This window comes from Frigoribacterium sp. PvP054 (assembly GCF_040547465.1).
Taxonomy (GTDB): Bacteria; Actinomycetota; Actinomycetes; order Actinomycetales; family Microbacteriaceae; genus Frigoribacterium.
In genome coordinates, this window is the sequence record NZ_JBEPPU010000014.1 from 20,740 (window position 1) to 34,954 (window position 14,215).

12 protein-coding genes are annotated in these 14,215 nt (G+C 71.2%); all 12 read left to right on the top strand.

From position 1 onward, the window contains the following. Nucleotides 1-39: 39 nt before the first annotated feature. The 12 genes from ABID81_RS14090 to murC all read left to right on the top strand — a co-directional run bounded on the left by ABID81_RS14090 (nucleotide 40) and on the right by murC (nucleotide 14,189). Nucleotides 40-438 (top strand): SCO2097 family morphological protein, encoded by a 399-nt coding sequence (locus ABID81_RS14090; RefSeq protein ID WP_354595413.1) that lies wholly within the window; start codon nucleotides 40-42, stop codon nucleotides 436-438. A gap of 274 nt (nucleotides 439-712) precedes the next feature. Continuing rightward, nucleotides 713-1,144, top strand: a complete 432-nt coding sequence (gene mraZ / locus ABID81_RS14095) for a division/cell wall cluster transcriptional repressor MraZ (protein WP_354595414.1) — start codon at nucleotides 713-715, stop codon at nucleotides 1,142-1,144. Nucleotides 1,145-1,245: 101 nt separating this feature from the next. Next, on the top strand, nucleotides 1,246-2,196 hold the full coding sequence (gene rsmH, locus ABID81_RS14100) for a 16S rRNA (cytosine(1402)-N(4))-methyltransferase RsmH (RefSeq protein WP_354595415.1): 951 nt from the start codon (nucleotides 1,246-1,248) through the stop codon (nucleotides 2,194-2,196). Next, nucleotides 2,193-2,867, top strand: coding sequence for a cell division protein FtsL (gene ftsL, locus ABID81_RS14105; protein ID WP_354595416.1), 675 nt, complete (start codon nucleotides 2,193-2,195; stop codon nucleotides 2,865-2,867). Before rsmH ends, ftsL begins: the two co-directional genes overlap by 4 nt. Nucleotides 2,868-2,941: 74 nt before the next feature. After that, a complete protein-coding gene (locus ABID81_RS14110; RefSeq protein WP_354595417.1) occupies nucleotides 2,942-4,708 on the top strand; it encodes a peptidoglycan D,D-transpeptidase FtsI family protein in 1,767 nt (588 codons plus the stop codon). A 14-nt stretch (nucleotides 4,709-4,722) separates the two neighbouring features. Continuing rightward, a complete protein-coding gene (locus tag ABID81_RS14115) occupies nucleotides 4,723-6,273 on the top strand; it encodes a Mur ligase family protein (RefSeq protein WP_354595418.1) in 1,551 nt (516 codons plus the stop codon). Next, nucleotides 6,270-7,676 (top strand): UDP-N-acetylmuramoyl-tripeptide--D-alanyl-D-alanine ligase, encoded by a 1,407-nt coding sequence (locus ABID81_RS14120; RefSeq protein WP_354595419.1) that lies wholly within the window; start codon nucleotides 6,270-6,272, stop codon nucleotides 7,674-7,676. The genes ABID81_RS14115 and ABID81_RS14120 overlap by 4 nt, the downstream gene beginning before the upstream one ends. Then, nucleotides 7,673-8,776, top strand: a complete 1,104-nt coding sequence (mraY, locus tag ABID81_RS14125) for a phospho-N-acetylmuramoyl-pentapeptide-transferase (RefSeq protein WP_354595420.1) — start codon at nucleotides 7,673-7,675, stop codon at nucleotides 8,774-8,776. Before ABID81_RS14120 ends, mraY begins: the two co-directional genes overlap by 4 nt. Beyond that, nucleotides 8,773-10,341, top strand: coding sequence for a UDP-N-acetylmuramoyl-L-alanine--D-glutamate ligase (murD, locus tag ABID81_RS14130; RefSeq protein WP_354595421.1), 1,569 nt, complete (start codon nucleotides 8,773-8,775; stop codon nucleotides 10,339-10,341). Before mraY ends, murD begins: the two co-directional genes overlap by 4 nt. After that, nucleotides 10,298-11,605, top strand: a complete 1,308-nt coding sequence (ftsW, locus tag ABID81_RS14135; RefSeq protein ID WP_502915236.1) for a putative lipid II flippase FtsW — start codon at nucleotides 10,298-10,300, stop codon at nucleotides 11,603-11,605. The genes murD and ftsW overlap by 44 nt, the downstream gene beginning before the upstream one ends. Beyond that, nucleotides 11,602-12,762, top strand: a complete 1,161-nt coding sequence (locus ABID81_RS14140) for a UDP-N-acetylglucosamine--N-acetylmuramyl-(pentapeptide) pyrophosphoryl-undecaprenol N-acetylglucosamine transferase (RefSeq protein WP_354595423.1) — start codon at nucleotides 11,602-11,604, stop codon at nucleotides 12,760-12,762. The genes ftsW and ABID81_RS14140 overlap by 4 nt, the downstream gene beginning before the upstream one ends. Next, complete coding sequence (gene murC / locus ABID81_RS14145; protein ID WP_354595424.1) at nucleotides 12,759-14,189, top strand: UDP-N-acetylmuramate--L-alanine ligase; 1,431 nt, start codon at nucleotides 12,759-12,761, stop codon at nucleotides 14,187-14,189. The genes ABID81_RS14140 and murC overlap by 4 nt, the downstream gene beginning before the upstream one ends. The last annotated feature ends 26 nt before the right edge of the window (nucleotides 14,190-14,215 follow it).

The following is a 14,215-nucleotide window of genomic DNA, read 5'->3' on the forward strand; positions in this document are numbered from 1 at the left end:
CCTCGCGCTTGAGAGCCCGTGCTCGAAGGGAACACCAAGATGCCACTTTCCGAACAGGAGCAGCGGCTCCTCGAAGAGATGGAGCGGAGTCTCTACAACAACGACTCCGACTTCGTGGCGACGGTCGGCAACCACGGTGGCCGACCCAACTACACGCTCGTCGTCGTCGGAGTCCTCGGCGCGCTCGTGGGCATCGCGGTCATCGTCGCCGGTGTGATCTTCCGTCAGCCCCTCCTCGGCGTGGCCGGTTTCGTCGTCATGCTGGCCGGGGCCCTCTTCGCCATCGCCCCGCCCAAGCGCAAGGGTTCGGCGTCGTCGATGCCGTCCGCTCCCCGTTCCTCCACCTCGCGTCCCGCGAACCCCGCCAAGGGCGGCCTCATGGACCGACTCAACGACCGGTGGGACCGCCGTCAGGACGGCGACGGCCGCGACTCGTAGCGGGACGGCAGCACCACGACCTCAGGGGTCGGCCTTCGGGCCGGCCCCTTTTCTGCGTCACCGGTGACCGGGGCCGGCGGCCCCGACACGCTGTGCGCGCCTCCCGGGTGGTCGTGGTCTCCACGATCCTCCACCCCTGTGACCCCCGAACTGGAGCCGAAGCCGGGGCACCTGTCGTGCTCCGGGCGCCGTGTTTCGTTGATCGGTGGTGGGTTGTGGAGTAAAGTGGAGGTACGGGCCACAGAGGGGCGCGGGGGCGAGGGGAGACGGGCGCATGTTCCTCGGCACCTATTCGCCCAAGCTGGACGAGAAAGGGCGCATCATCCTCCCCGCGAAATTCCGTGACGAACTGGCCTCCGGCCTCGTCATGACCCGCGGGCAAGAACGCTGCGTCTACGTCTTCAGCCAGCACGAGTTCGCCGACATGCACGCACGCATCCGCCAGGCCCCGGTCACGAGCAAGCAGGCACGCGACTACATGCGCCTGTTCCTCTCGGGTGCCAGTGACGAGGTCCCCGACAAGCAGCACCGCGTGACCATCCCGGCCACCCTCCGCGAGTACGCGGGCCTCGGTCGCGACCTGACCGTGATCGGCGCGGGAAACCGTGCCGAGATCTGGGCCACCGACGCGTGGAACACCTACTACGAGGCCCAGGAGGCCGAGTTCGCCAACACCACCGAGGAGGTGATCCCCGGGCTCTTCTAGTCCGTGGGCCCCGACCCTCAGCCGTCAGCCCTGGCGCACCTTCCCCGGTGCCAGGTCCCGACGGATGGGGATCAGGGCCGACGGGCGCAGCCCGAGTCGTCATGGCCGAACAGATCCACACCCCCGTCCTCCTCGAGCGCACCCTCGAGCTGCTCTCCCCGGCGATCTCGCGTCCCGGCGCCGTGGTCATCGACTGCACGCTCGGCATGGGCGGGCACAGCGAGGCCATGCTCGAGGCCTTCCCCGACCTGACCGTCGTCGGGCTCGACCGTGACACCGAGGCCCTGGCCCTGGCCGGTGCACGGCTCGCACCGTTCGGCGACCGGGCACGTCTCGTGCACACCACGTACGACGGCATCGCCGAGGCCCTGGACGGGCTGGGCCTCGACAGCGTCGACGGGGTGCTGTTCGACCTCGGCGTGTCGTCGCTCCAGCTCGACCGCGTCGAGCGCGGGTTCTCGTACTCCAAGGACGCGCCGCTCGACATGCGCATGGACCCGACCTCGCCCGTCACCGCCGAACGCGTGCTGGCCGAGTACCCCGAGTCCGAACTGCGACGCATCTTCTACCAGTACGGCGAAGAGAAGTTGGCACCGCGGTACGCCCGTCGCATCGTCGAGCACCGGGTCGACGCTCCGCTCACCCGCAGCGGTGAGCTCGTCGACCTGTTGATCGCGGCGACGCCGATGGCCCTGCAACGTGCCGGCCATCCCGCCAAGCGGGTGTTCCAGGCGCTGCGCATCGAGGTCAACGGCGAACTCGCCTCCCTCGAGGCAGCCGTCCCCGTGGCCCTCGACCGACTCGCCGTCGACGGCCGCATCGTCGTGCTGGCCTACCAGTCCCTCGAGGACCGCTTCGTCAAGCGCGAACTCGCGGCCCGGACGACGTCCACCGCGCCGCAGGGACTGCCGGTCGAACTGCCCGAGCACCGTCCCGACTTCCGCCTCCTGGTGCGGGGGGCCGAGCTGGCCTCCGACGCCGAACGCGACCTCAACCCCCGAGCCAAGCCCGTGCGACTGCGAGCCGCCGAACGAATCCGGAGAACAGCATGAGCAGCAACCTGGCCATCGCGACCCCGTCGACCCGTCCGCAGCCCTCCACCTCGCCCGCGGCGCGGCCGGTCGAGATCGTCACGAGCCGCGAGCAGCGACGCGCACGGCCGAAGATCGCCTACGCGCTGATCGCCACGGCGGCCCTCTTCGTCCTGCTGCTCGCGCAGCTCGCCATCAGCATCGCCCTGAGCGACGGCGCCTACAAGATCTCCGACCTGCAGGCCGCCAAGACCGAGCTCGTCCGCGACCAGCAGAAGTACAGCGAGCAGCGCGACGTCCTGTCGTCGCCGCAGAACCTCGCCGCCAACGCCGACGAGCTCGGCATGGTGCGCAACTCGAACCCGGTGTACCTCGACCTCACCACCGGTGCCGTGCACGGGTCCCCGGCTCCGGCAGCGGGTGCCGACGAGGCGACGTCCGGCAACCTGATCCCCAACACCCTGCTCGACGGCGTCCCGTTGACGACCAAGGCACCCAGCACGGCCGACGGCTCCGCAGCCGACGGCTCTGCCGCGACCGACGCGGCGGGTGACGCCACGACCTCGATCGGCGCCCCGACGACCGCGGGGGCGGCGGCCGTTCCGTCCGGCGCAGGCGCGGCGGACGCAGGATCGGCCGACGAGTCGGTAGCGTCAGCCCCGAACGAGCTGGCGGCTCCGCAGACCCGCTAGCGGCGTGCCGTCACCGGTACATCGATCGACGACAGCGGGTCGGGCACGAGCCCGTCCGCGGTGAGGAACCTCTCGTGAAAGCAGCCCCCCGTAGCCGACGGCTCCGCGTGACGCTCGCGATGGCGCTCATCATCGCCCTCGTCGGCGTGTTCGTCGTGCGCCTGGCCGACATCCAGCTCGTGCAGGCCGCCGAGCTGAACTCGCAGTCCCAGAACAAGCGCGAGATCGTCCAGACGACCTACGGCGACCGGGGCGACATCACCGACGTCGACGGCACGGTGCTCGCGGGCAGCGTCACGCGGTACAACATCACGGCGGCGCCGGCGTTCGCGACGACGGCCAAGGTGAAGGACGACGACGGCACGACCGTCGAGATGACCGTCGACCAGGTCGTCGACCGGATCGCCGAGATCACCGGGGGCGACGCCGCGGCCATGACGAAGGCGCTCACCGCCGATCCCGAGGCCAACTTCGCCTACCTGGTCAAGGGCGTCGACGTCGACGCCTTCCGCGCGGTCCGTGAGATGAAGGTGTCGTGGGTGTACTTCCAGCGGCAGGCCGCCCGCACGTATCCCAACGGCGCGGTCGCGGGCAACCTGACCGGCTTCATCGGCACCGACGGCCCCCAGGCGGGTCTCGAGCTCAGCCAGGACTCCTGCCTCGCCGGCACCGACGGCTCCGAGACCTACGAACGCGGTGCCGACGGGGTGCAGCTCCCGGGCAGCACCGTGACGACGAAGGAGGCCGTGGCGGGCGGCACCCTCCGCCTCACGATCGACGGCGACCTCCAGTACATGACGCAGCAGGCCCTCGGCGAACAGGCCGAGGCCATCGGAGCCGAGTCCGCCACGGCCGTCGTGATGAAGGCGAGCGACGCCTCGCTGCTCGCCGTCGCGGACTACCCGGCGGTCGACCCCAACGACGTCAACGGCACCGCCGTCGACGACCTCGGCAGCAAGGCCTTCACCTACTCGTACGAGCCGGGCTCGACGTTCAAGGCCATGACCGCCGCCATGCTCCTCGACTCGGGCAAGGCCGACCCGGCCACGCGGGCCACCGTGCCGTACTCGCGGAGCTTCCCGTGGGGCGGCGAGATCCACGACGCCACGTTCCATCCGACCGAGAACCTCACCCTGACCGGCATCCTCCGCGACTCGTCCAACGTGGGCATCTCGCTCCTCGGCCAGTCGCTCACGGCCCAGCAGCGCCACGACTACATGGTGAAGTTCGGCCTGAACGACCCCACCGGCGTGAACTTCCTCGGCGAGCCGACGACCGGCATCCGGCCCGCGTCGCAGTGGGACCAGCAGACGAGCATCAACACCATGTTCGGCCAGGGCGTCTCGACGACCGCCGTCCACATCGCCAGCATCTACCAGACGCTGGCCAACCACGGCGTCCGGCTGCCCGTCAACCTCGTGGCCGGCTGCACGGCCCCCGACGGCACCGTGACCGAGACGCCGTCGACCGAGGGCACCACCGTCGTGTCGCCGTGGGCCGCCGACACCACCGTGAACATGCTCGAGAAGGTCGTCAGCGACGGTGACCTCAAGGACGTCCTGAGCATCCCGGGCTACCGCGTGGCGGCGAAGACCGGCACCGCCGAGGTCGCGCGGTCCGACGGAACCGGCTACGGTTCTGACCGCATCGTGTCGGTGGCGGGCATCGCCCCGGCCGAGAACCCCCAGTACGTCGTCGTCGTGACCTTCACCAAGCCCAGTACCATCAAGACGTCGGCCGCCGCGGCACCGACCTTCAACAAGATCATGTCCCAGGTCCTCGAGATGTATCGGGTCCCTCCGTCGACGGAGCCGGCACCCAGCCTGCCCGAGACCTGGTGAGAGAAGAGGATTCTTTGAGCGCCCGGATCCCCCCGGTCCTTCGACCGGAACATCCGTCGGCGAGGTCACTCGCCCAACTGGTCAGCGAGTTCGGACTCGAGCACGAGGGTTCCCTCGACGGCATCGAGATCACCGGCATCACGCTGAGCACGGCGGACCTCCACCCCGGCGACCTGTACGTCGGCGTGCCCGGCGCGCACCGACACGGGGCCGAGTTCGCCGAGCAGGCACGTGACGGCGGTGCCGTCGCCCTGTTGACCGACGCGGCCGGTGCCGAGCTGGCGCGCCCGAGCGGTCTGCCGGTGGTGCTGGTCGACTCGCCCCGGGCCGCCCTCGGCGAGCTCTCGGCCTGGATCTACCGCACCGACAGCGACGACGCGCCGCTGCTCTTCGCGGTCACGGGCACCAACGGCAAGACCAGCACCTCGTACCTGCTCGAGGGCGTCCTGCGCCAGCTGGGACTCGTGACCGGCCTGAGCAGCACGGCCGAGCGGCACATCGGCGACCTGACCGTCGTCAGCCGCCTGACGACGCCCGAGGCGAGCGAGATGCACGCCCTCCTGGCCCGCATGCGCGAGAGCGAGGTGCGTGCCGTCGCCGTCGAGGTGAGCGCCCAGGCCCTCAGCCGCAACCGCGTCGACGGTCTCGTCTTCGACGTGGCCGCCTTCACGAACCTCAGCCACGACCACCTCGACGACTACGCCGACATGGAGGAGTACTTCCACGCGAAGCTCCCGCTCTTCCAGCCGGACCGGGCGCGTCGTGCCGTCGTCTCGCTCGACTCACCGTACGGACAGCGCGTCGTCGACAACGCCCGCATCCCGCTGACGACGATCACGATCCTCCCCGACGTCGAGGCGGACTGGACGATCGAGATCCTCGACGAGCAGGCCGCCTACACCGAGTTCCGCCTGTCCGGTCCCGAACAGCGGTCGCTCGTGACGCGCGTGCCGTTGATCGGCTGGCACATGGTCGCGAACGCCGGACTGGCGATCGTCATGCTGGTCGAGGCGGGCTTCGAGCTCGAGGCCATCGGCCAGGCGCTCGACGCCGACGGCGGCATCGTGGCCTACCTGCCGGGTCGCACCGAGCGCGTCTCGGGCGACACGGGCCCCAGCGTCTACGTGGACTTCGGGCACAGCCCCGACGCGTTCCTCACCACGCTCGCGGCCGTGCGCACCTTCACCCCGGGCAAGGTCATCATGTTGTTCGGTGCCGACGGCGACCGCGACACCACCAAGCGGGCCGAGATGGCCCGGGTGGCCGCCGCCGGGTCCGACATCCTGGTGGTCACCGACCACCACCCTCGCTTCGAGGACCCCGCGTCGATCCGCACGACCCTGGTCGACGCGGCCCGCGAGGCCTACCCGGACCACGAGATCCACGAGGTCAGTCCGCCCGAGGCCGCCATCCGCGCGGCCGTGGCGCTGGCCGGCGAGGGCGACTCGATCCTCTGGGCGGGGCCCGGCCACCAGGACTACCGCGACATCCGCGGCGAGCGGACGCCGTACTCGGCGCGTGACGAGGCCCGTGCGGCCCTGCGCGAAGCCGGGTGGTCCGAGTGATCGCGCTCACCCCCGCCCGCATCGCCGAGATCACGGGCGGGCGTCTCATCCGTCCCGAGGAGGCGCGGGCCGAGACCCCGGTTGACGGCACGGTCGAGACCGACTCGCGTCTCGTCACCCCGGGGTCGATCTTCTTCGCCCTGCGTGGCGAGGTCACCGACGGCCACCTCTTCGTCGAGGCCGCGACGGCCGCCGGAGCGGCCCTCGTCGTCGCCGAGCACGAGGTCGACACGACCGTGCCCCTGGTGGTCGTCGACGACGGCGTCGTCGCGCTCTCCCGCCTCGCCGCCGCCGTCGTCGAGCACGTCCGTCGTCTCGGGCGGCTCAAGGTGGTCGGCGTCACCGGCTCCAACGGCAAGACCAGCACGAAGAACATGCTCCGCGCCGTCCTGAGCGACGTCGCGCCCACCGTCGCCCCCGAGGGTTCGTTCAACAACCACGTCGGGGCTCCGATCTCGATGCTGCGCATCGACGAGGCGACCGAGTACCTCGTGGTCGAGATGGGTGCGAGCGGGCCGGGCGAGATCGCCCGCCTCGTCGAGATCGCCCGACCCGACACGGGCGTGGTGCTCAAGGTCGGCCTCGCCCACGCCGGCGGGTTCGGCGGCATCGAGGGCACGCGCGCGGCGAAGTCCGAGATGGTGACCGACCTGCCCGCCACGGGCACGGCCGTCCTGAACGCCGACGACGACCGCGTCGCGGGCATGGCGTCGGTCACCGCGGCGCGGGTCGTGACCTTCGGGCTGGGGCCCACGGCCGACTACCGCGCCTCGGACGTCGACGTCTCGGCGTCCGGCACCTCGTTCACCTTCGAGCACGCCGGCACGAGCCGGCCCGTCTCGCTGCGCATCCTCGGCGAGCACCACGTGATGAACGCTCTGGCGACCCTCACTGTCGTCGGCGAGTGGGGCGTCGACCTCGACCGTGCCGTGTCGGTGCTCGAGGGCGTGACCCGCGCCGAGCGCTGGCGCATGGAGGTCCTCGACGCACCCGGCGGCGTGACCGTCGTGAACGACGCCTACAACGCGAGCCCCGATTCCGTGGCCGCGGCGCTCAAGACGCTGGCGCAGATCACCGGTCCCGACCGTCGTTCCGTGGCGGTGCTCGGCGAGATGGCCGAACTGGGCGAGTACGCCCGCGACGAGCACGACCGTGTCGGGCGCCTCGTCGTCCGGCTCAACGTCCGTCAGCTCGTCGTCGTCGGCCACGAGGCGCGGCACATCCACATGGCGGCGGGCCTCGAGGGCTCGTGGGACGGAGAGAGCGTGTTGGTCGACACGATCGACGAGGCGTACGACCTCTTGCAGGGCAGCCTGCGAGCGGGGGACGTCGTCCTGGTGAAGTCGTCCAAGTCGGCCGGCCTGCGCCTCCTCGGCGACCGGTTGGCCGGGGTGACCGGATGATCGCGCTGCTCATCGGCGGCGGGTTCTCGCTCGCCTTCACGCTCTTGATGACCCCGGCGTTCATCAAGCTCTTCCACCGTCTCGGCTGGGGTCAGTTCATCCGCGACGACGGTCCGCAGTCGCACCACACCAAGCGGGGCACGGCCACGATGGGCGGCATCGTCCTGATCATCGGCACGGTGCTCGGCTACTTCGTCGGCCACCTGGTCGGCCGGGACGAGTTCACGCTGAGCGGCCTGCTCGTGCTGTTCATGATGGTGGGCCTCGGCGTCGTGGGGTTCCTCGACGACTTCCTCAAGGTGCGCAACCAACGCAGCCTCGGGCTCGGCGGCTGGGCGAAGATCGCCGGTCAGGTCGTCGTCGGCGCGGTGTTCGCCGTGCTCGCGCTGTCCTTCACGAACGATCGCGGCCTGGCGCCGGCGTCGACGATGATCTCAGGCCTGCGCGACATCCCGTGGCTCGACTTCATGTTCTTCGGCACGATCGTCGGCGGAGGACTGTTCCTCGTCTGGGTCGTCCTCATCACCGTGAGCACGTCGAACGGCGTCAACGTCGCCGACGGCCTCGACGGTCTCGCGACGGGTGCGTCGATCCTGGCGATCGCGTCGTACATCTTCATCGGGTTCTGGCAGAACAACCAGCTCTGCACGAGCGTCCGGCTCGACGAGGCGACCCGTGCCGCCTGCTACCAGGTGGCCGACCCCCTCGACCTGGCCGTCGTCGCCGCCTGCATCTGCGGTGGCCTCATCGGGTTCCTGTGGTGGAACACCTCGCCCGCACAGATCTTCCTCGGTGACACGGGTTCGCTCGGGCTCGGCGGGGCCCTGGCCGCGCTGGCCATCCTCAGCCGCACCGAGCTGCTGCTCGTGCTGATCGGCGGGCTGTTCATCGTCGTGACCGGGTCGGTGATCCTGCAGCGCGCCTACTTCAAGATCACCAAGGGCAAGCGGATCTTCCTGATGAGCCCGCTGCACCACCACTTCGAGCTCAAGGGCTGGGCCGAGGTCACCGTCGTGGTCCGCTTCTGGATCATCGCCGGGCTCTTCGTGGCGGCCGGCGTCGGCACCTTCTACCTCGAATGGATCCTCCGCACCTCATGAGCGACGGCAGCACCGACTCCCTCCTCGCCGAGCGCCTGGCGGGGCTCGACAGCTGGCACGCCGACTGGGCGGGCCTGCGCGTGGCCGTCCTCGGCCTCGGCTCGACCGGGTTCGCCGTGGCGGACACGCTCGCCGAACTGGGCGCCGACGTCCTGGTCGTCGCCCCGGGCGTCGACCCCGACAAGGCCGAGCTGCTGCAGCTCGTCGGGGCCCGTCTCGACGAGGTCGAGTCCACGGACGCCCCGTCGCCGGTGCTGACGGACTTCGACGCCGAGCTCGTCGTCGCCAGCCCCGGCTTCGCGCCGCACCACCCGCTCATCCGGTGGGCCGTCGACGGGGGCCTGGCCGTGTGGGGCGACGTCGAGTTGGCCTGGCGGGTGCGGGACAAGGTCGACCGCGTGGCCGAGTGGGTGCTCGTCACGGGCACCAACGGGAAGACGACGACCACGCAGCTGGCGGCGGCGATGGCGTCGGCCGACGGTCGACGCGTCGCCCCCTGCGGCAACATCGGCGTCCCCGTCCTCGACGCGGTGCGCGACCCCGACGGCTTCGACCTCTTCGTCGTCGAACTCTCGAGCCACCAGCTGCACTACCTGCCCACCGAGGGGCCCGGCGCCCTGCGTCCCCGCGCCTCCGTGTGCCTCAACCTCGAGGCGGACCACCTCGAGTGGCACGGCGGTGCCGACGCCTACCGCGGGGCCAAGGCCAAGGTGTACGAGAACACCGTCGTCGCCTGCGTCTACAACAAGGCCGACGAGGCCACCCGACGCATGGTCGAGGAGGCCGACGTCGAAGAGGGCTGCCGCGCCGTGGGCTTCGGCCTCGACGCGCCGGGCCCGAGCGAGGTCGGCATCGTGACCGGTGACGGCGTCGCCGTGCTCGCCGATCGTGCCTTCCTGGCCGAGCGCCGGACGCAGGCACTCGAACTCACCACCCGGGAGGCGCTCCAGGGTGTCGGTCTCGGGGCCGACCACCTCGTCGAGGACGTGCTCGCCGCCGCCGCGCTCGTCCGTGCGGTGGGCGTCGCCCCCGTCTCGATCCGCGACGCCCTCGCCGGCTTCGCGGTCGACCACCACCGCACCGAGGTCGTGGCCGAGTCCGGCGGCGTGGCCTGGGTGGACGACTCCAAGGCGACCAACCCCCATGCCGCGCGCGCCTCCCTGACGGCCTTCCCGTCCGTCGTGTGGATCGTGGGCGGCCTGTTCAAGGGCGTCGACGTCGAGCCGCTGGTGCGCGACTCGACGGGTGCCGTCCGGGCGGCCGTGTTCGTCGGGGTCGACCGCGAGCCCCTGCGGCGGGCCTTCTCCCGACACGCGCCCGGCATCCCAGTCTTCGAGGTGGACGCCCTCGACACTGGGCAGGTGATGCCGACGGCCGTCCGTCTCGCCGCGAGCGTGGCCCGGCCCGGAGACACCGTTCTCCTCGCCCCGGCGGCGGCGTCCATGGACCAGTTCACCGACTACACGGCTCGCGGGCGATCGTTCGCCCGGGCCGTCCACGAACACTTGAGGGGTGACGTCGATGGCCAACCCGCCGTCCAGCCTCCCGCGTCGCCGACCGACTGAGTCGAGTCGTCCGAGCCGCGGGCACGCCGAACCGACCCACGACGCGTCGTCCCGCCTCGGGGCCTCGAGGCGCACCTCGGGCGCCGTCGTCCGGGTGAAGAAGCTCTTCGCCGCCGAGACCGGTTCGTACTTCGTCATCCTCGGGACGACCTTGTTCATGGTCGTCCTGGGCCTGGTGATGGTGCTGTCGTCCTCGTCCGTCGAGCAGTACATCGCCTCGCGGCACACGTCGTTCTTCGGGGCGTTCATCCGACAGGGCACCTACGCCGCGGTGGGCATCCCTCTCATGCTCATCGTGTCGCGCCTGCCGGTGTCGTTCTTCAAGCGGTGGGCATGGCACATCCTGGGCGCGACGATCGTGCTGCAACTGCTGGTCTTCACCCCGCTGGGCTACGAGATCGGCGGCAACCGCAACTGGATCGACCTCGGCTCCTTCACCGCGCAGCCGTCCGAGGCCGTCAAGCTGGCCCTCGCCGTCTGGCTGGGCATGATCCTGGCGGTCAAGCGCGACCTGCTCGACGACTGGAAGCACCTGGCGATCCCGCTCGTGCCCGTGGTCGGCCTCGCCGTCGGCCTCGTCGTCCTCGGTGGCGACCTCGGCACGACCATGATCATGCTGCTGCTGGTCTTCGCGGCCGTCTGGTTCGCCGGGGTGCGCCTCCGGTACCTGCTCGCCCCGCTCGCGTTCCTCGCGGTGGTCGTGCCGCTCATCGCTCAGGGCTCCAGCTCGCGCAACTCGCGCATCGCCGCGTGGCTGTCGGGGTGCACCGACTCGAGCGCGTACCAGGCCGAGTGCTGGCAGACCCTGCACGGCACGTGGGCCCTGGCGTCCGGTGGTCTGTTCGGCGTCGGTCTCGGCAACTCGAAGTCGAAGTGGTCGTGGCTGCCCGAGGCCGACAACGACTTCATCTTCGCCATCGTCGGTGAAGAACTGGGGCTGATCGGCGCGGTCGTCGTGCTCGCCCTCTTCATCGTGCTCGCCGTGGGATTCGTCAAGATCATCCGTCGGACGAACGACCCGTTCGTCCGGGTGACGACCGGGGCGATCACGGCGTGGATCGTCGGCCAGGCGCTGGTCAACATCGCGGTCGTGCTGGGGCTGCTGCCCGTCCTGGGCGTGCCCCTGCCGCTCATCTCGGCCGGTGGGTCGGCCCTGATCGTGACGCTCGTCGCCATCGGCGTCGTCCTGTCGTTCGCGCGGGTGCCCGAGGACGCCGGTGCGCCCGAGGTGCTGCCGCGACAGCGGGTAGGGTCTCTGCGGTGACGACGTATCTCCTCGCCGGCGGTGGCACCGCCGGGCACGTGAACCCCCTGCTCGCCGTGGCCGACCGACTGCGTCGGCGCGAGCCCGACGCCACCGTCCTGGTGCTCGGCACGGCCGAGGGCCTCGAGGCCCGACTCGTGCCGCAGCGCGGCTACGAGCTGCTCACGGTGCCCCGCCTGCCCTTCCCGCGTCGGCCCTCGGCCGACGCCCTGCGGTTCCCCGGACGCCTCGCCGGGGCGATCTCCGGCATCCGCGCCCTCCTCGCCCAGCACGACGTCGACGTCGTCGTCGGCTTCGGCGGGTACGCCGCCGCCCCGGCCTACGTCGCGGCGTGGCGGTCGAAGGTGCCGGTGGTCGTGCACGAGGCCAACGCCAAGCCCGGCATGGCGAACGTGCTCGGCTCGTTCCTGTCCTCGCACGTCGGTGTCGTCTTCCGGTCCACGCGACTCCGCGGCGGCCGTCAGGTGGGCATGCCCCTGCGCGACGAGATCGAGACGCTCGACCGCCGCGCCCACCGGGACGAGGCCGTGGCCGCGTTCGACCTCGATCCCGCGCGACCGACCCTGCTCGTCACGGGCGGCTCCACCGGGGCCCGGCGACTCAACGAGACGATGGCGCGCGCCGCCGTCGCGGTGCTCGGAGCAGGCTGGCAGATCCTGCACATCACGGGCGAGAAGTCCGACCTCACCTCGACCGACCTCGACGGGCACCACCTGTTGCGCTACTGCGACCGCATGGACCTCGCCCTCTCGGCGGCCGACTTCGTCGTGTCTCGCGCCGGGTCGGCGACGGTCAGCGAGCTCACCGCCCTCGGCCTGCCGTCGGTGCTCGTGCCCTACCCGGTGGGCAACGGAGAACAGCGGCACAACGCCACCGACGTCGTCGGGGCCGGGGGAGCCGTGCTCGTCGCCGACGCCGAATTCACCCCCTCGTGGGTCGAACGGACGCTCGTGCCGTTGTTGCTCGACCGCGCCGTGGTCGCCGACATGGCCGTGCGTGCGGCCTCGGTCGGGGTGCGCGACGGGACCGACCGCACGGTCGAGCTCGTTCTCGACGCCGTCGGCCGCGCCTCCTGGTCCGGCGCCGCCACCCGGGCCGCCGACGCGGTCCCCGGGGCCACCACCCGCACGAACACCGACCTCAGCGAGACATCATGATCAAGCCCGACCTCGACCAGCCGATCCCCGCCGAGCTGGGCGCCGTCCACTTCGTCGGCATCGGCGGCTCCGGCATGAGCGGGATCGCGCGGGTCTTCCTGGCCGCCGGCCACCGCGTCACCGGATCGGACGCCCGCGACAGCGCGGCCGTCGAGTCGCTCCAGGCGTTGGGCGCCCGGATCACGATCGGGCACGACGCGGCCAACGTCGGCGATGCCGACACGCTCGTCGTGACCGGGGCCCTCTGGCAGGACAACCCCGAGTACCAGCTCGCCCTGGCGAAGGGGCTGCCCGTCCTGCACCGCTCGCAGGCCCTGGCCTGGCTCATCGGTCAGCAGCGGCTCGTCTCGGTCGCCGGTGCGCACGGCAAGACGACGTCGACCGGCATGATCGTCACGGCGCTGCTGGCGGCCGGGCGCGACCCGAGCTTCGTCAACGGCGGGGTGATCCAGACGCTCGGCGTGAGCGCTCGTGGGGGAGGGGACGAGCTCTTCGTGGTCGAGGCCGACGAGTCGGACGGTTCGTTCCTGCTCTACGACACCTCGGTCGCCCTCATCACGAACGTCGACGCGGACCACCTCGACCACTACGGCTCGCACGAGGCGTTCGACGACGCGTTCGTCCGGTTCGCCTCCGCGGCGCGTGAGTTCGTCGTGGTCTCGAGCGACGACGCCGGAGCCGTCCGGGTCACGCAGCGCCTCGACCACCCGCGGGTCGTCACCTTCGGCGAGGCCGCCGACGCCGACGTGCGCCTGAGCGACGTCGCGCAGGCCGGTCCGGTCTCGTTCACCCTGCACGCCGAGGGCCGGTCGTGGCCCGTCCAGCTGCGGGTGCCCGGGCGGCACAACGCGGTCAACGCCGCCGGGGCCTTCGCCGTGCTCGTCGGCCTGGGCCTCGACGCCGAGTCCGCCATCGCGGGGCTCGAGACGTTCGGCGGCACCGAGCGCCGTTTCGAGCTGCACGGCGTCGTCCGCGGCGTCAGCGTGTACGACGACTACGCGCACCACCCGACCGAGGTGGCCGCCGCCCTTCAGGCCGCCCGATCGGTGGTCGGCGAGGGACGCCTGATCGCCGTCCACCAACCGCACCTGTACAGCCGCACGCGCATGATGGCCGGTGAGTTCGCCGAGACCTACGAGCGCCTCGCCGACCACACGATCGTGCTCGACGTCTACGGTGCGCGCGAGGACCCCGAACCCGGGGTGACGGGTGCCCTGGTGTCCGAACGGTTCACCGACCAGAGTCGGGTCGACTACGTGGCCGACTGGCAGGCGGCGTCCGACCGCACCGCCGAGGTCGCCCGTGAGGGCGACTTCGTCATCACCCTGGGGTGTGGTGACGTGTACCGCATCGTGCCCCAGCTGCTCGGCTCGCTCGACGCGGCCCACGAGCCGGTCGTCGCCGTGGCGGAGGAGTCCGCGGAGTGACCCGCGTCACCAGGTCCGTGACGTCC